Here is a 22029-nt window from a genome sequence, read left to right on the forward strand (position 1 = left end):
GTAGCTGGGATAGACCAGACTCTACCTTTGTGTTTGGCAAAACGAGTAATATGCACGCTATAGGTCAGCATTTTGCAATATTCCGTCGGAAGTTCACCCGGGAATGAAGCAAAACACATGGTTACATTCGACAACTCTCAGATACAATATGTATTTATAGTTTTACTCTATGATACAAAATGTATCATGTCAATCTTTTATTTTCACCTTTTCATAAATTCATACTCTTTCACTGTATTCTGCTGTCTGTCATTTAAGCACTTATTCATGATCAATTATGTTCTGATTGCACAAACGCGAATAAGCTCCAGACATGTTCTGTGAGGAACAATGCCTGAAGCCATACGTAATCCGTTGAGAAACTTAATATGAAAACGGGTGAACAAACATCAGGTAAACCTTACATCTGAACTTTTCCCAGGAGCTCCAACGCTCCTAGTTCGCTCTTCTTCCTGATCTGCCCGTGTAGCATCCTGCATCCCCTTCTGTACCTTCACGGTTAACAATACAGCAATTCCCGCGACGAAAAAGAAGATGAGCGACAGAATACCCCAACGCGTGGAACCCGTGATCTGCCCAACATAACCAAACACAAATGGACCAAAGATCGAAGAGAATTTGCCTGTAATATTCACAAAACCAAAATACTCTCCTGTTCTGCCTGCTGGCATCAGATTGCTAAACAGGGAACGCGCTGTGGATTGACTCACACCCTGCACGACACCAACCAACCCGGCGAGCACATAGAAGTGGATCGCTTGTGTCATGAAATAACCGAGAATCACAATACATATGTAGACCGATAAGCTAACAATTAATACCTGCTTTGCTCCCCAACGCTGTGCCCATGCTCCCAGTAACAATGTACACGGGAACCCGATGAACTGGGTTAACAGTAGCGCGAGCATCAGGTCGGCTGTGCCTATGCCTATACTTGTCCCATAGATCGTAGCCATCAGAATGATGGTATTAATGCCGTCATTAAAAAACCAGAAAGCCACTAACATGCGGATTAACTGGGGAAAACGCCGCATCTGACGAAAGGTTTGCCGCAGTCTGCGTACGCCCACCGCAGCATACCCTGTCCACGTTCCGGGCAGATCCGGTGATGCAGGCCGTCTCGGAGCATGGCGAAAGATCGGTATCGAGAACAGCAACCACCACAACGAGACGGAGATGAAAGCAAGTCTTGTGCCTGCTAGTGTACTGCTCATCCCGAACCAGCCCGGTTGCTGAATCATCAGCAGGTTCACTGCAAGCAGCAAGCCTCCTCCAATATAACCATAAGCATAACCTTTGGAGGATATCATGTCTCTTCGTTCCACGGGTACCAGATCCGGCAGCATTGCATCGTAAAAGGTGTTACCACCCGCAAAACCAATCGTGGATATGACCAGCAACGCGGAAGCAAGGAACCAGTCCCCTTCACCGATTGCGCTGAATCCCAATGTAGCAAGGACACCTATAATTGCAAATACACGCAGGAAGTCGCCCTTCCGTCCTGACAAATCAGCTAGCGTGCCTAACAACGGTGTTAGCAGAGCTACGCACAACATGCCAATGGAGTGTGTATAGGCCAGGTAGGAGGCGGCGGTATCCGTATCCAGCGTTGCTGCAGCCACCGAAGCATAGAATACAGGCAGTACTGCGGCCAGCACAGTTGTCGCATAAGCCGAGTTGGCCCAATCATACATAATCCAAGCCTTGATCGCCTTTTTATTCACATAAATCCTTCCTTTACATGCATCTCTATATTAGTGCGAGTTCAACAAGTCTAAGTGACTTTTTAAACAACCTCTATTAGATGCCAGATCGATGTCTTTCTCCTATTGTAAAGGAAGGATATCACACTTGTTCACTGTTTCTGTAAAAAATGGTGCAGTTCTGTTCTTACGACTCACCTTACCTCCGAGGTGAACTTGCGTAATTGTATCATTTTATATCCACTCTCATCACATATCGTCCTCGCCCGTGAATATACTTAATTACCGACAGGCCAAACTGTGCCGCGTAATCAATGGGGGGTGCCTACATGTCAAATTCACACCAGCCTTACTCGTTCGTCGTGTCGAAGGAAGATTGGTCGCTTCACCGCAAAGGGTACCAGGACCAACAGCGCCATCAGCAAAAGGTGAAAGATGTCATCAAGCAGAATCTGCCTGATCTGATTACGGAAGAAAACATCATCATGTCTGATGGAAAACAAATCATCAAGGTACCAATCCGCAGTCTGGATGAGTACCGTTTTGTGTATAACTACCAGAAGCAAAAACATGTCGGTCAGGGAGACGGTGACAGTCAGGTCGGAGACGTCATCGGTCGTGATCCATCTGCTTCGCAGAAACCCGGCAAAGGTGAAAAAGCTGGCGATCAGCCTGGTCATGATATTGTGGAAGCCGAAGTTAGTATTGAGGAACTGGAAGATATGCTCTTCGCTGAGCTGGAATTACCCGATCTGAAGCAGAAAGATAAAGACCTGATTGAGACACATACGGTAGTTTTCAACGATATTCGCAAAAAAGGCATGCAGTCCAATATTGACAAGAAACGTACCATTCTGGAGAATCTGCGTCGTAATGCAACGACCGGTACGCCAGGCATCCATCACATCAGTCCGGATGACCTGCGCTACAAGACGTGGGAAGACAAAATCATTCCACAATCCAATGCCGTTATTATTGCCATGATGGATACATCCGGGTCCATGGGTTCGTTTGAGAAATACTGCGCGCGCAGCTTTTTCTTCTGGATGACTCGTTTTCTACGCCGTCAGTATGAGAAAGTTGAGATTGTTTTCCTCGCCCATCATACGGAAGCCAAGGAAGTAACCGAAGAAGAGTTCTTTACCCGTGGCGAGAGCGGAGGCACCATCTGCTCCTCTGTATATATGAAGGCACTGGATATTATTGACAGCCGGTATCCACCTTCCAGCTACAACATTTACCCTTTCCACTTCTCTGACGGGGATAATCTGACCTCGGATAACGAACGGTGTGTGAAGCTGATCGGTGAGTTAATGAAGCGTAGCAATATGTTTGGATACGGCGAAGTGAATCAGTACAACCGCAGCAGTACACTGATGTCGGCTTATCGTCATATCAAGATGGATCAGTTCATGTATTATGTGATCAAAGAAAAAGGCGAAGTGTACAAAGCTTTGCGCAGCTTTTTCCAGAAACGGGAAGGAGGCAGCGTTAGATGACAGATGAGATCCGCGACCTAGAATACGCTATTGCCGAGATTATGGAGATTGCCAATGGTTTTGGTCTGGACTATTACCCCATGCGGTACGAAATCTGCCCATCGGATATTATTTATACATTTGGAGCCTACGGCATGCCGACCAGATTCAGCCACTGGAGCTTTGGCAAAACATTTCATAAGATGAAAATGCAATACGATTTTGGACTCAGCAAAATTTATGAGCTTGTCATCAACTCCAACCCTTGTTATGCCTTCCTGCTGGATGGCAATTCCCTGATTCAGAACAAATTGATCGTAGCCCACGTATTGGCACACTGCGATTTTTTCAAAAACAATGCCCGCTTCTCCAAATCCAACCGTAATATGGTCGAAAGCATGGCTGCTACGGCGGATCGGATCAGCAATTATGAGATGGAGTACGGAACGGAAGCCGTTGAAGCATTTATCGATGCCGTGATCGCGATTCAGGAACATGTGGACCCACAACTCATTAAACCCCGCCATTTGGACAAACAACGCTACATGGAAATGAAAATGCGGGAGCAGCGCGGTGAGAAAGCACCCCGGCCGGAAGGTCGCTATGATGATCTATGGTCGCTTGATGATGTGCAGACGGAAGAAGCACCCGCCGAAGGTATTCAGGTCCATCACTTTCCGCCTGAACCGGAGAAGGATGTCATGTGGTTTATTCAGGAATTCTCGGAAGTGTTGACCGACTGGCAGCGGGATATCATGAGTATGATGCGTGAAGAGATGTTATATTTCTGGCCACAGATGGAAACCAAAATCATGAACGAAGGCTGGGCCTCCTACTGGCATCAACGCATTATCCGTGAACTCGATCTGAACAGTGAGGATACGATCGAATTTGCGAAACTCAACTCCTCCGTGGTGCAGCCATCGAAACAAAGTCTGAATCCGTATTATTTGGGACTGAAGATTTTCGAGGATATTGAACGGCGCTGGGATAACCCAACCCGTGAAGAACAGGAACGTTGGGGCCGCAAACCAGGGCAAGGTCGCGCCAAAATGTTCGAGGTGCGTGAATTCGATTCCGATACCTCCTTTATCCGCAATTACATGACCAAACAATTAACCGAGGATCTCGACCTCTACGTATTTGAGAAAAAAGGGCCGGACTGGAAAATCACCGACAAGTCTTGGGAGAACATACGGGATCAGCTCGTATTTTCACGTGTCAACGGGGGCTCCCCTTACTTAGTCGTGCAAGATGCTGACTATCTTCGGACCGGTGAACTCGTGCTCAAACACCAATATGAGGGCATCGAGCTGGATCTGAAATATATGGAACGCACCCTGCCTTATCTGTATCGCCTCTGGGGACGTACCGTACATGTGGAGACACGTGTCGAGGATAAACCAATCTGGTTTACGTATGATGGTAAGAAACACCACCGCAAGTTTTTGTGAGGTTGTAAATTATCCTATTTGAAACTAAAATATAAATGCTCTTATCATGAGTGAGATTAGTGATTAATAAAAGATAAGACCTAAAAAAGCGGCAAGTTCCCGACATACACAGGAACTTGCCGCTTGGCATTTATAAAATTAATATTTAAAATTACGTTTCATTGCACCATGCTTAAAAGAAGTGATTACATATCCCTCACCGTTGTCCAACAGCTTGTAAGATACAACGTATCGATCCACAAAACAGTAGTACGTGTTGCGGTACTCACGAGACGGCAGCATTGTTCCCATAGTAACAATCTTCTCTTCAACACGGCGAATGAGATTAATTTTGTATTCCATCGTTTCTTGATCTTTAAAATGTTCGCTTTTGATCTGGCGAAGTCGGTTCATTGCCGTGGCGGTCCATTGAACCATCAATTACAGCTCACCACGCTTCACCAGTTCAATCAAGTCATCTGTTGAATACAGCTTGCCTTGTTTTATGTCTTTCTCAGAAGCTTCAATCATTTGCCGTATCTCCGGATCGGAGTCTAGCTCATCCACCGGGTTATAGATTTCATATTCCAGACCAGCAATACGAATGAATTCCTTATGATCCTTCTCATAGGATTCAATGACGGTCCCATCAGGAGCTTTAAGACTAAAATTCATCCTCACAACCTCCTTCAATGATATTGCTAAACTGCTAAATAGAACTTTTACCTGAATTATAGCATACAACCATGTTGCATCTCAGCCATCAATTTTAGGATTACCAATAATATCAATCATATAAAATATACCAGGTTTTAACTCCCTCTTTTCTAATCATTCCCCTTACAAACTGCTCTAAAAACTAAAACGGCAAGTTCCCTATACGTGATTGGGGATTTGCCGTTTAAGATATACTTCAGCTAAACTGTAAGATCCTTTAATTGAAATGTTCACTCTGATTATACCAGTGGTGCACCATTACCCTGCAATCGCAGCGGCACAAAAAAATCATGCTCCACTTCACTTGCTGGCAGTGGACGACTGAAATAATACCCCTGTATCTCCCGGCAATCATTCTGCATCAGAATATCCAGTTGGCCTTTCGTCTCAATGCCTTCCGCAATGACTTCCATCTTGAGATTCTGTGCCATCGATATAATGGTCGCCACAATGGCTTGATCACTGTGACTCTCTGTAATGTCCGTCACGAATGAACGATCAATCTTGAGCTTGTGAATCGGGAAATGCTTCAGATAACTCAGTGAACTGTATCCCGTACCGAAATCATCCAAGCTGATCTTGACACCCAGTGCTGTCAGTTCATTCAGAATCGCCGTAGATACCGTTGCATCCATCATCATGCTCTCTGTTATTTCCAGCTCCAGATATCGGGACTCAAGCCCTGTCTCTAAGAGTGCGTTCTTGACCTGTTCTACCAAGTTGGATTGGTGGAACTGCTGGCTGGACAAGTTAACCGATACCGGAATGAGCGGTCCGCCACTGGCGTGCCAGAGCTTCATCTGTCTGCAAGCTTCCCGCAGCGTCCAGTTGCCAATCTCATAGATCATGCCTGTCTCTTCTGCAAGCGGGATAAACACATTGGGTGCGAGCAGACCTTTGAGTGGATGATTCCAACGAATAAGAGCCTCCACACCAATCATGCGGCTATCCTCGGTACGAATCTGTGGTTGATAGTATAGGACCATCTCATCGCGTTCCAAAGCTTTACGAAGATAACCCTCCAGCTCAATGCGTTCATATAGTTCGGAATCCAGTTGGGCAGTGTAGAATTGGAAGCCATTTTTGCCGTTTTTCTTCACTTCATACATGGCGGAGTCCGCATGTTTCAGCAAAGCATCCACGCCCACTCCATGATCCGGATACATCGCAATCCCAATGCTGGCGGTCACATAAAAATCATTTTCCTTCAGTCGATAAGGTAACTGAATGGCTTCAACAATCTGTTTTGCAAGTTCTGCCACTCTTACTTCTGTCGCTTGATCCTGGGTCACAACGAGTGTGAACTCGTCACCGCCCATCCGGGCCAGCATGACATTCTCCATAGCCAAGGGATCAGAAGCTTCTATGGCTTTCATGATCCGGCTGCTGACTTCTCTTAGAAATACATCTCCAATGGAATGTCCCAGCGAGTCATTAATCATCTTGAAACGATCTATATCCATCACCATAACGGCAAAAGAATTCCCTTTTTCTGCTGAATCGTGAATCGTACAAGCCAGCACATCATCCAACTTGCGCCGATTGGGCAACCCCGTCAACGGATCATGCAAAGCTTGGTGACGAATCTTCTCCTGAGCCTGTTTCTCCTCCGTAACGTCTTTGATCAAAATGTGACTTCCCACATGTCTGTCATCAATGACAACAGGAACTACAACAATACTAAGGTCCAGAAGTTCACCCTGCACGTCTCTCATTTTGGCCATGTAGTGCGCCTGCTCCAGCCCATGATCATTCCAATCGATGGAATCAAATTCACTTATCCACTCTATATCGATTTGCTGAGCGATCTCATCAATGGAACGATCCATGACCCCTTTTTCAGGATATCCGGTGATTGTTGTTACAGCAGCATTAATCCCTTTGACAATACCTTCCTTATTCACTGAAATAATAGCATCCGAATGGTTATGATACAGGGCCTGATACCATTGCTCATTCTCATGAATCCGCCGATCTTTCTGTGACATTCGCTGATTGATAAATATGCCAAACAACGTCAAGCCCAAAGCAATAAATGTGCCCGATGCGATCAAGTAGGCGAGAATGCCTGGCTCAATCTGCATACCTGAACTTGCCATCGAGCCATGTGAGTGATGGAAATGTGCGGCTGACATCCCGGTATAATGCATGCCAGAGATTCCAATACCCATAATGAGACCGCTGCCCATCTTGTAAACCCAGGTATGTCTTGATTGATGATAACGGAAGAAAAACATAAGCCACAATGCTGCAAAGGAAGCAAGCGCTGCAATCAGAATGGATAACACCACTCTGCCTGGTTCATACGTAACCGGAGTTGACATCGCTGCCATTCCCACATAATGCATCGAGCTGATCCCCGCTGTCATCAGCACTCCAGCAATCATGAGCTTGCTTATCCTGCCGGATTGTCTACCCGCAATGTTCAAGGCCACCCCCGATGCGACAATAGCAAGTAGAACAGATAAAACAACCTTACCGGTGGAATAGGAGACTTGCGTAGGCAGAACAAAAGCCAGCATACCTACGAAATGCATGGACCAGATTCCCAACCCCATCGAGACTGCTCCGCAGGTAAGCCATACATTTCGCGCCATCCCGCTGGCCTGACTTACACGGCCTGCAAGGTCGAGGGCTGCGTATGAAGCTAACGATGCAATAATATAGGATAAAATAACAAGTTCTAAGTTGTACGTACCATGTAGGTGCTCCACTCACTCTGTCCTTTCAACCGGGAAATGCCTTGTATGTATGCAAAAATGTAAAAAAGAAGCGAGTGCGCTGTCTGGATGACAGGCACTCCCTCCGCATCATTTGACTCGTGACCACAGACTTAGTTGAAGCCGTTGTCATACATTGGAACCCGTTTATTTGAATGTATATAGTCTAAACGTCCCAGCCTTTAAAATCAACACTTATTTCCAGATATACGATGTCGAATAGCTAACATTCTCATATTCTAATTTACAACTGAATATTCTATTTGCGAGTCAGTAACAGACTGCCAAAACCGGAAGTATCTTGATAAGAATTACCTGATGAATCACTCCAGATGGACACACTGCTTCGCTTGCCATCCCCCGCGCCATCATCATTAACTTGCAGATCAAATCCAATCCATCTTTGGCCTTCAGCACGAACGCTATCTAGTGGGATTGCCACTTCAACTGTATACCCTCCGCTTGTTAATCGAGTAGCTGATTTGAAGCTTTCTTTACGTGCATTTCCTCCAAAAGAAGCCTCATTATCAAAATTGACCCGGTACTGGGCGTCATCCTCCTGATAGAATGTTGTCTGATCTTTGCTCGGGTCGATAAAAATCTCAATCGAATCCTGCTCATGTGCATTAGAACTTAATTTGCTTCGCAAAGGATCCGTCACATCTGCCAATACGTACAGGTATTTCTCATCCCATAACAGCTGTGCAGTTGCCGTTGCACCGGAGTTTCCGACCACCCAGACATCCGTTTTAACAGATGCAGCCTTTTTCCAGACGTTATCCTTTTTTGCATCAATGACAGGTTTGCCATAAGTGACCTTGGTTTGTTTCAAGACAGAACCGAGCTTCAGTTTGCCCCGGTTGGCTGGTTTGTCGGGCTGCTGATTGGAAATATCATTCCAAACAATGGTCGCTGTCTTTCCAGCAGCATGTTCATCCGTAATCCGAAAATCCAGAGACAAGACCTGGCCTTCGGTAAGTAAAGCAGCTGACATAGGCAGTGATGCGTATACAACATACCCGGTTTTTGTCTCCTGTACGTTGTAAGTATTTTTATCTTTGCCTTTACCGCCATCCCGTTTAAATGTATATTGACCATTTGCAGACGACGGATTTTTCTTCTTGGCAGACAGATCAGCTTCAGAAGTTGCAGCGCCTGTCCCCTTGACTTCTTCCGCGAGGAAAACCTGCACCTGATCCCCTTTGCGACGTGTGGTATCCTTCACTTCCACTCGTAAATTCACCTTTTTGGCATCCCACATCATACGAGCCTCACCCGTAACAGCAGATGTACCATCTGCCAGATGATTAATTTCAAGTCCTTTCACAGCACCCCAAAGAATATCTTCCTGTCCTTTGTGATTCGGGAAAGAAGGGCTGGCCTTAAGTGCTGTCCATTCATTACGATAGATCGGAAGAGTGGTAGCATCCACCAGTGCCCAATAGGCCGGTTTCGCTTTCAATTTACGATCAAACAGCAACGGTGCATCTTTGCGTCCTTTGACTGGATGATTGTCAAGCCATGTACCATCATCCGCAAGTCCCCAGACCGTAACACTGTCCATTACACCGCGTTTTCCTAACTCGTCGAACAGGTCGAACAGTTCACGATAACGATAAGCCTGTTGCAGCATTAATTCATCTGTGACAGGCATCTCCAGTTCAGAATTACTTGAATAGATCGAAACGTCCAGCTCTGTAACCTGTACATTCACACCAAGAGCGATCACTTTCTCAAAAGCCTCACGAATGAGCTTTACATCCGGTCCGTACATGGATACATGCATCTGGAATCCAACCGCATCAATCGGTGTTCCTTTAGCAAGCAGCTTCTCTACAAGCTTCACCATATCATTCAGCTTGTTTCCATTGCCCTCCATTCCATAGTCATTAATCACCAATACCGCATCAGGGTCAGCCTCGCGTGCATATCGGAAAGCCAGCTCAATGTAATCACTGTCATCTCCGTCGCCATCCACATCCCCAATAATATCTTTCCACTTGGAATTACTGGCCCCATTCCGCAAGCCGCCTCCGTCTGAGATGACTTCATTGACGACATCCCATGTATGAACCTTTCCTTTGTAACGAGTCACGATGGTCTGAATATGAGTTTTCATCCGTGCAAGCAACTGTTCCCGCGTGGCAGGTTTTGAAGCATCGTTCGGATCGGTAAAGAACCAGTCCGGCACCTGACTATGCCATAACAGTGTATGACCTCTTACCTCCATGTCATTTGCTGCGGCGAAGTTCACCAGACGATCCGCCTCTGACCAGACAAACTGCCCTTCCTTTGGTTGCATCGCATCCATTTTCATAAAATTGCCCGCTGTAATACTATTAAAATGTTTCGTTAACAACTGGGAATGTGGATCTTCTGCATCCAGTGCAGACTGGTCGATTGCCGCTCCCATTGCATAGTGTTGTCCCACAACATCCACTAGATTCGGAATGTTTGGCTCTATTTCAATTTTTTCGGCTTCCGTAATCAGAACATCATCCACGTAAAATGTAATTGTATCCGCCGGCGTCACTTCCGCTGACGTCTTCCAAGGTGTCTCTGCATACATGCGGAATCCAGTGATGCCGCTATTTTCGCCAGGGATCACCACATCTGCCTCGATTTTTTTCCACTGTCCCTTGTTCAGAGTTGCAGAGGCAAACGTAGCATATTCACGACTTGAAGCATCGTTATTGTACTCTTTCTCAAGCGAACCGTTAATGACCTGACTGTCCGGTCCTTCATCGTACATGGCCCAAAACGAAATATGAACCGTGCTGCCCTTTTGTACATGGTCTATTACTTCAATTAAGGGTCCATGGAACGTTTCGGTACGTGAAGAGGTTCTCAGGCTGCGTGTACTGTCGTGACCTACTTGCGTTACGATATCTAGCTTTTCACTCGCACGTGGACGCCATTGTCCCAATACACCATCTTCAAAATTAGCCTCGAACAGCACTTCATCATCGCTAGTCTTAACGTCCGCTGCCGAAACACGTGCCCCTCCTGTTCCCACACTTGGGAACAAACTGAAGATCAATACAGCCGACAAGCACAAGCTCCACCATTTTCTCAAATGCATCCGATCTCCTCCTTGTTGGTTGGTTGTGAAGAGTAACCTTTGTTCTGTCATGCGCCAGCCCTTTACAAGATCGTTGTGCAGGATTGGATAGACGTTATTCAATAGAAATTGAAAGCACTTTCATTATACGATTGCCAGCGAACTTTGTTTACCCGTTAAACTATAGGACTTGCACCACTCCATAAACCATATGTTTCCAAATGAGATATAGAACGGCAAAAAGCACAGCTTATTAGCTGTGCTTCGTGTAAACATCTTTACTATTTAGGCTTTTAAGGGTGCTGTCGTCTGACGAATGACCAGATTGGAAGGTTCCGTCACCACAGGAGGAGAATAAGATGGATTCTCGATCATGGCAATCAGATATTCGATGGACTTAATGCCGATGGAATAGATATTCTGATTCACCGTGGTCAACCCCGGTTTGAATACCTCAGCATAATACGTGTTATCGAACCCGACAACCGAGATATCTTCTGGTACACTCAGTCCATGCTTTTCAATTTCATGAATCGCACCAAACGCAGACATGTCTGATGCACAGACAATTCCCGTTGGTTGATCCTGAAGTGCCAGCAATCGCCGGGCAGCCTTGCTTCCTCCGTCGAAGGAATAATCGCAGATCTCCAGATATACCGTAGAATACGGGATGCCGCATTCTCGCAGCCCTTCCCGATATCCTTCCAATCGCAGATTGGCTACGGCAGGTCCAAGTGTCCCTGAGATATAGGCAATTTTGCGGTGCCCAAGCTCATGCAGATGTTTGACACCCATCGAGATCCCGTTCGCGTTATCCGTAGTAATGTAACCGGCACGCTTGCCCAACATGTCCGTATCGATAAACATCGTTGGAATCTCTGCATCCACCAGTTCCTGAATACTCGCGTTTTCTCTGCCTTCCCCGAATACCACAACCCCATCCACATTACGACTACGGCAATGTTTGATGAACGAGTACGCCGGATCATCGAATCGAGTAGACAACCGGACCAGATCATATCCACTGTTCTCCAGCGCTGTTTTGATCCCTTCCAGCAACTCCGACACAAAAGGGTTCGTAAACGGAACCGTTAACAGCACTCCCACCGTCCATGAACGGCGTTTGACAAGTCCACGTGCGACCACATTGGGTTGATATTTCAATAATTCGATGGCTATATTGACTTTTTTGCGTGTTTTTTCACTTACATCAGGATAATCGTTTATCACTTTGGAAACGGTTGCAACAGATACTCCCGCTTCCTTGGCTACATCATGGATAGAAGCCATCTGATCACCTCAACCTCTTTCAAATCCCCTGTCTCCGGCTGCTTTTCTATAACATCGGCAGGTTTGTCTACCCATTATAGCTTAAAACAGCCTGAAACGGTATGGAAGGTTCCTAATGCTTTTAAGCTCTATTCCTGCTGTTCCAGATTCTTCAAATCCAGAGACAGTTTCTCCATTGTTGTTGCAAATACAGCGAGTTCAGCTGAGCGTGAAGCTTGGCTACGTGCTCCGCGAGAGGTATGATCTGACTCCTGCTGCACACTGCTCAGTTTCTTCATGATCTGCTCCAGATTAGACTGAATTTTACCCTGGGCGTCCCGAGAACTGGCTGCAAGCTTGCGCACCTCACTGGCAACCACTTCGAAGCCACGTCCGAACTCTCCTGCATGAGCAGCTTCAATCGCTGCATTCAGACCGACAAGATGACTCTGATCCGATATCTCGCGAATGAGTTCACCCATTTTTCCGATCTGCTGGATCTCCCCTGTTAATTCCGTGAGCAGAATTTGAGCCTGATCCTGAGAAGCCGCTGTTTCTTTGGCTACACTCGATATAGCCATTGCACTCTCATTTAATTCACTAATCATGCCTGTAAGCTCTTGGGTAATCTGCGTAATCGCCTGCAACGTATGTTGTTGGTCATCGGCAAGCTGATGTAACTTTTCTTTTTCTTTCTTCTCATAGGCTTCAAGGACAAGCTGTGAATCCAGATTAAACATTTTGCTGAGCGCCTGAATGACAAGATGCCAGGAATCAGGGATAACCTGTTGGAATATGCTCGTTGCAATATCTAGGTATACCATATAGGTACCCAGATAATAATCTTCGGACAGGCCAATACGGGAATGCACAAGCCCAATTGCAATCCGTTGCTCAATATATGCGTCGTCCACGATTCCATCGGTCATCGATAACCAGTACATCTTCTGTGTTTCTTTTAGACGATCAATGGTAGAGAATCTTGCGATCAGATCTACCAATTCAGGATAATTTCCCACATGATTGTAGAAATGATCTACCACTTCATTAACGACTTTTTTAAAAACAGGCCGATGATCGGCAAGCAGTTTTAGATCCCCTGCGGTTAATCCCATGTAATCAAGTTGCTTCTGTCTTGTTGCGGAAATACTGCTCATATCTGGTTCAGTCAGCTCCTTAATAAACACTAAATTACTTTAAATTGTAAATATATGTATTGATTATAGACTAAAATACCTAAATATACATATACCATTAGAACTAATTCTCTTTAAAATTAACCTTATTTGTCAGCTTTTTTAGATTAATATGACCTTCATGTAATTAAAAAGGCCCTGACCCTGCTGTGAAGGAGCCTCACAACAGGCATCAGGAGCCTGATCCGGAATGGTTCGTTGCCGATTAGCGGTTAAGCAGACTGCCCACATAACGTAACAGTTCATTCGCGCTGGCTGCGGTGTATCCATGTTCCTCAATTAAGCGTTTAATGACTTCATTCATACGTTTCAATTGGGTTGCATCCGGTGTTTTGGTTGAGGTTGTGATCTTGACGATGTCTTTCAGATCGGTGAACAACTTCTTCTCAATCGCTTCACGCAAACGGTCATGGCTGCTGTATTCGAACTTGCGCTCCTTGCGGGAGTATGCCGAGATTCGGATCAGAATCTCTTCTCTGAACGCTTTCTTTGCATTCTCGGAGATCCCGATCTGTTCCTCAATGGATCGCATTAGACGCTCATCCGGGTCCATCTCTTCATCCGTGAGCGGGTCACGAATCTTGGACCAGTTGCAGAATGCTTCAATGTTATCGAGGTAATTCTCGAATAACGTTCTTGCGGATTCCTCGAATGAGTACACAAATGCTTTCTGCACTTCCTTCTTGGCCAGTTCATCATACTCCTTACGTGCAAGAGCAATGAAGTTCAGATAACGCTCCCGCTCTTCCTTTGTAATCGAGGCATGTTGGTCCAGACCGTCTTTGATCGCCCGCAGAATGTCCAACGCGTTAATGCACTGAAGATTTTGCTTGATCAAAGCACTTGAGATCCGGTTAATGACATACCGTGGATCAATGCCGGACATCCCTTCATCCAAATACTCATTTTGCATCTCGCGCAGATCGGCTTCTTTGTATCCTTCCACTTCTTCACCATCATACATGCGCATCTTTTTAACGAGATCCATGCCTTGTTTCTTCGTTTCCTTCAAGCGGGTAAGTATGGAAAAAATGGCTGCAGTCCGCAGTGCATGCGGTGCAATATGAACATGCTTCATGTCACTTTGCTGAATGAGCTTGGCATAGATTTTCTCTTCCTCGGACACTTTCAGATTGTACGGAATCGGCATGACAATCATCCGGGATTGCAGTGCCTCATTCTTCTTGTTGGAGATAAAAGATTTATACTCTGATTCATTTGTATGCGCCACAATCATTTCATCCGCACTGATTAAGGCGAAGCGTCCAGCTTTGAAGTTCCCTTCCTGCGTGAGCGACAGGAGATTCCACAGGAATTTCTCATCACATTTCAACATCTCCTGGAACTCCATCAACCCACGGTTCGCCTTGTTCAACTCCCCATCAAAACGATAGGCACGTGGATCGGATTCGGAACCAAACTCGGTAATGGTGGAGAAGTCGATACTACCCGTCAGATCGGCAATATCCTGTGATTTCGGATCGGATGGACTGAACGTTCCTATCCCCACCCGATTATCTTCGGAAACAATGACCCGTTCCACCGGCACCTTGCTGATATCACCACCATATTCGGTACGGAGTCTCATCTGGCAGGATGGGCAAAGGTTACCCTCAATACGGACTCCAATTTCCTTTTCCACTTCAGGACGAAGCTCCAGTGGAATCAGATGCAGCGGTTCCTCATGCATCGGGCATCCATCAATGGCGTATATGGCACCTTTCTCTGTCCGCGAGAACTGTTCAAGCCCCCGCTTCAGCAGCGTCACCAGCGTCGATTTCCCTCCACTTACGGGACCCATCAGGAGCAAGATCCGTTTACGTACATCCAGACGACGTGCTGCCGAGTGGAAGTATTCTTCAACCAACTTTTCAATCGAACGATCCAGTCCAAAGATCTCCTGTTCAAAAAACTTGTACCGCTTATGCCCACCTACTTCTTCCACCCCAAACGATTCAATCATCTCATACACTCTGGCGTGAGCCGTCATTGCCGGAGTCGGGTCCTCTCTCAGCAGTGCAATATAATCTTCAAATGTTCCGTTCCATGTCAAACGGTCACTCTCTGCCCGATGTTCCGCAACGCGTTCAAAAATATTCATGCTTGGTACCTCCCATGGCTCCTTTAGTGTGATTGTCAACCATTCCGAATGGTATGAAGAAATCAATAGAATTGCGGCTCCTGCTTGAATACCAATCTTGCGGTCCTGTGTAGTCCCGCCACCCTCTGTCCAAACGTCTTGTTTTGTTGTGAAAAGTGTATTACATACCTATGCGGCAATTCGGATAAGTTGACCTCTTTTTTTCAATCAACTGCTTCGAATTTTGGCTTTTCCCTGTTCTATCAGACATCTTGTGCCTTCAGAAAAAAAAGAACGAATATGATATAATGAGGGTTCTAAATTCAGGACACCGGACAACACATGGTCAGAGACAGGCCACTTCTGGAAAGGAGCACGGACGATGGCAGTGAAATACGAAACAGAATTATATTCGCCTGTGAAGGCTTTCTTCGAGCAGCGTGGCTTCGACGTCAAGGCGGAAGTCAGACATTGTGACCTCGTAGGGGTCAGATCGGACCAGAACGAACCACTCATTGTGGAAATGAAAAAAACATTTAACCTCTCCCTGTTGTTGCAGGGCATGCAGCGATTGAAGCTTAGCCCGTTTGTGTATCTGGCCGTCGAACGTAATCGCAGCAAACGCGGAGCTGTGAACCAACGCTGGAGCGAACTGACCGCACTATGCACACAACTCGGTCTGGGGCTGCTGACTGTCACATTTTACAAAACCAAAGCTCCCCTGATTGATGTACTGTGCGAACCATCTGCCCAGACGGCCCTCACTAGCCACAATCAAGTTACCCGCAAAAGCGGTATTCGGCGGAAACGTTTGCTTAAGGAATTCGATGAACGCAGCGGAGACTACAATACGGGAGGCAGTACACGCAGACAGCTGGTCACCGCATATCGTGAGAAGGCCTTACGCGTCGCATCCGCTCTACGGACGAACGGAGAAGCCTCTCCTGCCAATCTTGCCAGACAGACAGGTGTAGGTTCTGCAGCGGCGATTCTGCAAAAAAATTATTATGGCTGGTTTGAACGCCTCTCCCGCGGAAAGTATATTCTGACAATTAAGGGAGTACAGGCGTTAACCGAGCATGCACACATGCTTGAGGATAATGATATGATTGAACGAACCATTAATGAACTCGATGTAACGTATTCTGTATCTGGTGATAATAAGGACGACCTTGCACACATCGCTGAAGCAGCGGAGTTTTACTTAAAAAATACAGGCAAGATCTGAACCGAATCATCTGAAGTAACGGATGTGAAAAAAATGAGAATGCAAAAAAAACACCTGTAATCTCCACTGGAGACTACAGGTGTTTTGATGTGTTCTATATAGAAGATTGTTATTAGAATTTTACTGCTACTTCGGAAGCCAATTTCAGACCTGCAGTAACGATTTCTTCAGCACGATCTGCAGAAGCGTTATGTCCTTCAACGATAACCAATTCAGGGTTTTGAATGCCCCAGAAAGCCAATACGTTAGTTACATATTTAACAGACATTTCAACAGAAGCCATTGGCTCTACGGAATAAACGCCACCACGTGCGTTCAGCAATGCCACTTTTTTGTCGCCTACGAGACCTACAGGGCCTTCAGCTGTGTATTTAAACATTTTACCAGCTTGGCTCAGGTAGGAGATGTAGTTTACCAGTGGAGCAGGAACAGTGAAGTTCCAGAGTGGGAATGCAAATACCACTTTGTCTGCTGCCAAAAATTGATCTTGCAGTTGTGCAGCAAGCGCTGCAGCTTTTTGCTCTTCAGCAGTTGCTTCAATGCCGTTTGCTGCTTTATAGCCACCTGTAATTACAGTGTTGCCATAGTAAGGAATATCTGTATTGTAGAGATCCAGCTCAGTAACTGTGTCACCTGGGTGGGACTCTTTGTATGCGCTCAAGAATGCATCGTACAATTTAACGCTGACTGCTTGATCTGCAGGACGGTCATTTGCTTTTACGAATAAAATATTAGACATGTTGAATTTTCCCCCGTTAAATAAAATATATGAGTGCTTTTTCTGAACTGGCCACCATTGTAGCTTATATAAAGAAACCAACAACTCATTAATACATATTATATATAAAAATGTTAGTGGATGCAATAACGTAATCACTTTGGTCATGGACCAATTTTAATTTTTGCTACAATCTATTTGTTGATCTGACTTAGCTACGAGCCGTAAATTCGGAAATGGCTTCACTGATCAGGTTCATGCCAAGCAGCAATTCATCCCGGCCTGGATGGCTAAAGTTCAATCGAATGTAACGTTGATCCTGTACACCTGTGGAGCATAGCGATCCAGGAAGAAAAGATACACCTTTGGGCAAAGCCGCCTTAAGCAGAGCGCCACTATCCAAACCTTCAGGCAACTGTACCCACAGATACATTCCGCCCTGAGGGATGTTGTACTGACACCCTTTCCAGCCCGGTCTCTTCAACAGTTCAAGCATCAGTTTGAGTCTTGTCTTATACTCCCTATTCAACATGGATAGGTGATCACTCCAACGAAAAGGGGAATGGGCAAGCAATTGATACAACAGCCGCTGATTCATCGGACTGGACTGACCATCTGCAATTCGTTTAACCGAGGCCATTGCCTGAATCAGCGCAGGATGTCCAGCAGCCCATCCGGTTCGAAGAGCGGGCGCTACTGTTTTGCTGAATGAACCAATGTAGAGAACATGTCCACCCTGATCGGCAGTATCCAGTGCAAAGAGTGAAGGATATTTACGATAGAATTCCGTTGGCTCAAGGCCATCGAAATGGAGCTCTCCGTAAGAATCATCTTCCACAAGCAGTACACCATAGCGCGAACACAGCTCAAGGACAGCCTCCCGCCGCTCCATACTCCACAAAGCACCGGTCGGATTCGAGAAACTGGGTGCAGCAAAAAGCAGCTTCGGTCTAACCTGCTGCATGTGTTGCTCCAAAAGGTCTGGCAGTATGCCGTCCCGATCACCCATTACGGGCACAATCTTGGCTCCTTGCATCTCCAATACCTCAAGACAGCCTGGAGATGTGGGATGTTCAACCAGTACAGAATCTCCTGGCTCAAGCAATAGACGCATCACCAGATCGATGGCCTGCTGGGTACCAGTGGTCAACAGAATCTGCTCGGGTACCGTTCGTATGCCTTTGCGTGCATTCCAGTCTTTGTTCAACCACTCTCTTAGGGGTGTGTAGCCTGCTGGCTCTCCATATTGCAATGCAGAGGGGCCTGAACTAAAGACAGACACGGCTGCTTCTTCCAACAATTTGAAAGGAAACAACTCCTCAGCAGGCAATTCTTCTGCCAGAGAAATGAAATAATCCCTGCCAGACATCTCACGTATATCCCTCAGTGGTGATGACAAAAGCCTGTTGGTACGGGAAGCAAAGAAATATTTCATCGATCCGTTCCCCTTTCGTCCCTATTCCGAAACTGTACTCGCAGTCCGCAGCCCTACAACCTATTCCTGCGCGCCATCGAATATGACCGGATGCATACAGAACTGTTGTGATCATGGGAAGAACCAACCTGTTTCGTCAGGATCCCGTCTTCACTTGTCTTGCATGCAAGGCATAACGTTCAATGGCCTGTGCTCTACTGCTTACTTCCAGCTTCACGTATATTTTACGCAGGTAATTATCAATGGAACGTCTGCTAACGTTGATCTCATTCGCTATTTTATCATAGGTTACACCCTGAACAATTCTTTCCATGATAAAAGTTTCGGTTTCTGTTAATTCAATGACACGTGCTTCTGTCGGAGACTCCACAGGTTGCGCCCACTCCGCACTGTTTAACCACGACAATGGAATGGACACATGGCCCTCACGTAATCCAGAGATCAGATGAATCAGCTGGCTAGGGGAAGCCTGTTTGGATAACATGCCGCTTGCACCAAGGCTCATCAGATGACGAAACAGCTTCACATTGTCTTCATCCGTCAAAATGATGATGTGACTGTGAGCTGACAGATTCTTCATCTGGGCAATATATTGATCTGCCTGGCCCTCTGGAAGACGATAATCCATGAGAATCAGATCAGGCTGGTGAATATTCACCAGATCGAGCCCTTCTGTTCCGGTCGAAGTCATGCCACGTACCGTCAGATCTTGCTGCTCTTCCAAAATCAATTTTGTACCGAGCATGCTGGTGGGGTGGATATCTATGATGACCACCTGCCATACTTTTTTCATTGTTGTTCCCCCTGTTATGTATTGGACAAATAACTTCTAGCTTCTATCATGATATTTCCATTGTCTATGCGACAGTCCGAGTATAGAAGAAGCATAGGTCGGATTATGTCGAAAAACAGAAAAATACAGGAGGCAGCCGATAAAAAAGCTCTATTTTCACTGTATTTTGTTATAAAAACACCATGACGTCCATCTTCCCATCCCCGGAAAGGTCAAAATATAGTATAAATTTCCTGCATTTCTATCTAAAAAAGTCGAAAAACCTGCCCAAAGTTCCTACTTATTGCATCTATAAGAAATTGTATCCTAGGACTTCCTTCCGATGCAATCTCTTTTTACTCTATTAAGTAAAGAATTTCATTTTTGCGTAATCAATAGGGGCATGATAGAATGAGGACTGGAAATTTTTTTGTACCTATTAATGACCAGGAGTGATGATATGAAACCATCTGCCCCGTCCTCTGACATCCATCACACCCGGAGCGCCAAAGGCAAGGCTGGATCTTCAATCAAGCTGTTTCTGGTAATGTGGATTGTCCTCATTGCACTAGGAGTCGTTGGAACCTACTATTATAGTAACCATCTCCAACAACAGATGATTAACCAGCTTCAAGCCCATAATCAGCAGCAGATTGCAGCGCTAAAAACCGACTACGAAAATCAGCTAACAACGATATCTAAGGAAGTAGAAGACCTGCAGGGACAGGTTCAATCCTTCAATGAATTGCTGACTTTCACCAAGGATAATGCAAGTGACAAAACGGATAACAGCAACAAACTGTATACCCAGCTGAGCGAAGTCAAAAAACAACTGGAGACACTCCAGAAAAAGATGGACCTGCTCAAATGATTACACCCGTCAAACAGGTTAATCGTTTTTTTATGCTTGCACTCGCTCCTTTTGTTGGATTGATATTATGCCTGCTGCTGCTTCGTCCTCCACTTGAACCCGGAGGTTTGATGCCTACCGAACTGTCAGAGGATACGATTACACCCCGGACCCAAGCAATTAGCCAAGAGCTTGCGGGGGCAAAAGATGCTGCTGTCCAGACTTCTTCTTCTATTAAAAGAACGACACAGCTCTATAATAAAACAACAAGTACGATGTCTACACTTGTGCAGAAGGCTTCCGCCCAAGCGGATCGTCCGGAAACGATCTACAACAAACGGATTTCATCCAAGCTTGGCGTTCCATTTGAACGGGTAGACAGTGACCGGCTAACGATTGAAATGTACAGAGTGAATCCTGGCAGCTATAAGGGCTATGCCATGAAGATCAAGTTAAAAGACCCTACGGCCATGCAGATGGCTCTAGACAGTGAACCTGGGCGTTCTGAGACGACCATGCAGGCTGTGAAGCGTAACGGCGCAATTGCCGGGATTAACGCAGGTGGATTTGCTGACAGTGGCGGCAAACGTTATCCACTTAGCACAACCGTCATGGACGGGAAATACGTGAACGGTTTCCAGGCCAGTTTCAAAGATCTGTTTTTTGTAGGACTTAATGATGCCGGCAAACTGGTTGGAGGCAAGTTCTTTGACAAAAACTCACTGGATCGCCTGCAACCACAATTTGGGGCTACGTTTGTACCCGTGCTGTTACAGAATGGACGTAAAACCGCAATTCCCGACAAATGGAAAGTATCACCAAAACGAGCACCACGTACAGTCATTGGCAATTATAAGGATGATCAGTTATTGATTATTGTAGTTGACGGATATAATGAGGGCGGAAGTTCCGGTGCTACCCTTGAAGAGTTGCAAGGGCGGTTGTACAAGCTTGGGGTGATCGACGCCTATAATCTGGATGGCGGTGGATCATCCTCGCTTATTCTGAATAATCGGGTCGTGAATAACCCTTCAGATGGCAGCCTCAGACCGGTGCCCACACACTTTTTATTTTACAAATAATAGGGTGAAGCATTTCTTTTCTACCTATAATGGTTATAATAGAAGAAAATGAGCTTGTGCAGGAGGTGCGAAGGGCATGTCATTTTCACTGACATTCTGGATTATTGCAATTGTATTGACTCTCTTCATTACAGGCATTCTCACTTCATCCTACAACAATGACAAAACAAAAGGCTTGTAAAGGCCAAGCCTCTCTCCGGAGAGGCTTTTTCTATTGCTTCATCCTCGAAATAGCAAGAGACAAGGCTTAAAAGAATGATTCGATTCTTCTAAGCCTTGTCTCTTGC

16 protein-coding genes are annotated in these 22029 nt (G+C 45.8%); 5 read left to right on the plus strand and 11 right to left on the minus strand.

From position 1 onward, the window contains the following. Positions 1-389 precede the first annotated feature (389 nt). Positions 390-1724, minus strand: coding sequence for an MFS transporter (locus BLS69_RS14575; RefSeq protein ID WP_091032669.1), 1335 nt, complete (start codon positions 1722-1724; stop codon positions 390-392). 308 nt (positions 1725-2032) lie between these two features. Between BLS69_RS14575 and yhbH the strand changes: the two genes are divergently transcribed. Beyond that, on the plus strand, positions 2033-3202 hold the full coding sequence (gene yhbH / locus BLS69_RS14580; RefSeq protein WP_036609998.1) for a sporulation protein YhbH: 1170 nt from the start codon (positions 2033-2035) through the stop codon (positions 3200-3202). Next, entirely contained in the window at positions 3199-4635 is a 1437-nt protein-coding gene (locus BLS69_RS14585) for a SpoVR family protein (RefSeq protein ID WP_091032671.1), read from the plus strand. The genes yhbH and BLS69_RS14585 overlap by 4 nt, the downstream gene beginning before the upstream one ends. A gap of 138 nt (positions 4636-4773) precedes the next feature. On the opposite strand, the gene BLS69_RS14590 is transcribed toward BLS69_RS14585, so the two are convergent. The 7 genes from BLS69_RS14590 to BLS69_RS14620 form a co-directional block, all read right to left on the minus strand. After that, positions 4774-5055 (minus strand): hypothetical protein, encoded by a 282-nt coding sequence (locus tag BLS69_RS14590; RefSeq protein ID WP_091032674.1) that lies wholly within the window; start codon positions 5053-5055, stop codon positions 4774-4776. After that, on the minus strand, positions 5056-5289 hold the full coding sequence (locus BLS69_RS14595; RefSeq protein ID WP_091032678.1) for a hypothetical protein: 234 nt from the start codon (positions 5287-5289) through the stop codon (positions 5056-5058). Between the two features lie 281 nt (positions 5290-5570). Beyond that, on the minus strand, positions 5571-8045 hold the full coding sequence (locus tag BLS69_RS14600) for an EAL domain-containing protein (RefSeq protein ID WP_091032680.1): 2475 nt from the start codon (positions 8043-8045) through the stop codon (positions 5571-5573). A gap of 265 nt (positions 8046-8310) precedes the next feature. Then, positions 8311-11133, minus strand: coding sequence for an endo-1,4-beta-xylanase (locus BLS69_RS14605; protein WP_176872717.1), 2823 nt, complete (start codon positions 11131-11133; stop codon positions 8311-8313). A gap of 264 nt (positions 11134-11397) precedes the next feature. Further along, positions 11398-12402 carry a LacI family DNA-binding transcriptional regulator gene (locus tag BLS69_RS14610; RefSeq protein WP_091032684.1) on the minus strand — a complete coding sequence of 335 codons (1005 nt, stop codon included), beginning with the start codon at positions 12400-12402 and terminating at the stop codon, positions 11398-11400. Positions 12403-12530: 128 nt separating this feature from the next. Next, positions 12531-13538: a globin-coupled sensor protein gene (locus BLS69_RS14615; RefSeq protein ID WP_091032687.1), complete on the minus strand. Its 1008-nt coding sequence runs from the start codon at positions 13536-13538 to the stop codon at positions 12531-12533. Positions 13539-13782: 244 nt separating this feature from the next. Next, positions 13783-15678, minus strand: a complete 1896-nt coding sequence (locus BLS69_RS14620; protein ID WP_036610009.1) for a PrkA family serine protein kinase — start codon at positions 15676-15678, stop codon at positions 13783-13785. A 361-nt stretch (positions 15679-16039) separates the two neighbouring features. On the opposite strand from BLS69_RS14620, the gene BLS69_RS14625 reads away from it, so the two are divergent. After that, positions 16040-16885: a DUF2161 domain-containing phosphodiesterase gene (locus BLS69_RS14625; protein WP_091032689.1), complete on the plus strand. Its 846-nt coding sequence runs from the start codon at positions 16040-16042 to the stop codon at positions 16883-16885. 112 nt (positions 16886-16997) lie between these two features. On the opposite strand, the gene BLS69_RS14630 is transcribed toward BLS69_RS14625, so the two are convergent. From BLS69_RS14630 to BLS69_RS14640, 3 genes are all read right to left on the minus strand, one after another. Beyond that, positions 16998-17624, minus strand: a complete 627-nt coding sequence (locus tag BLS69_RS14630; RefSeq protein WP_091032692.1) for an FMN-dependent NADH-azoreductase — start codon at positions 17622-17624, stop codon at positions 16998-17000. A 190-nt stretch (positions 17625-17814) separates the two neighbouring features. After that, positions 17815-19038, minus strand: a complete 1224-nt coding sequence (locus BLS69_RS14635) for an aminotransferase-like domain-containing protein (protein WP_091032695.1) — start codon at positions 19036-19038, stop codon at positions 17815-17817. Positions 19039-19174: 136 nt separating this feature from the next. Further along, positions 19175-19831, minus strand: coding sequence for a response regulator transcription factor (locus BLS69_RS14640; RefSeq protein WP_017689577.1), 657 nt, complete (start codon positions 19829-19831; stop codon positions 19175-19177). A gap of 439 nt (positions 19832-20270) precedes the next feature. Here BLS69_RS14640 and BLS69_RS14645 point away from each other — a divergent pair, with 439 nt between their 5' ends. Both BLS69_RS14645 and BLS69_RS14650 read left to right on the plus strand, forming a co-directional pair. Continuing rightward, entirely contained in the window at positions 20271-20681 is a 411-nt protein-coding gene (locus BLS69_RS14645) for a uroporphyrinogen-III C-methyltransferase (protein ID WP_017689578.1), read from the plus strand. After that, the gene (locus tag BLS69_RS14650; protein WP_091032697.1) at positions 20678-21742 is read left to right on the plus strand and encodes a phosphodiester glycosidase family protein; all 1065 of its coding nucleotides are present in this window, start codon (positions 20678-20680) and stop codon (positions 21740-21742) included. Before BLS69_RS14645 ends, BLS69_RS14650 begins: the two co-directional genes overlap by 4 nt. Positions 21743-22029: the final 287 nt, after the last annotated feature.

This window comes from Paenibacillus sp. CF095 (assembly GCF_900101225.1).
Taxonomy (GTDB): domain Bacteria; phylum Bacillota; class Bacilli; order Paenibacillales; family Paenibacillaceae; genus Paenibacillus.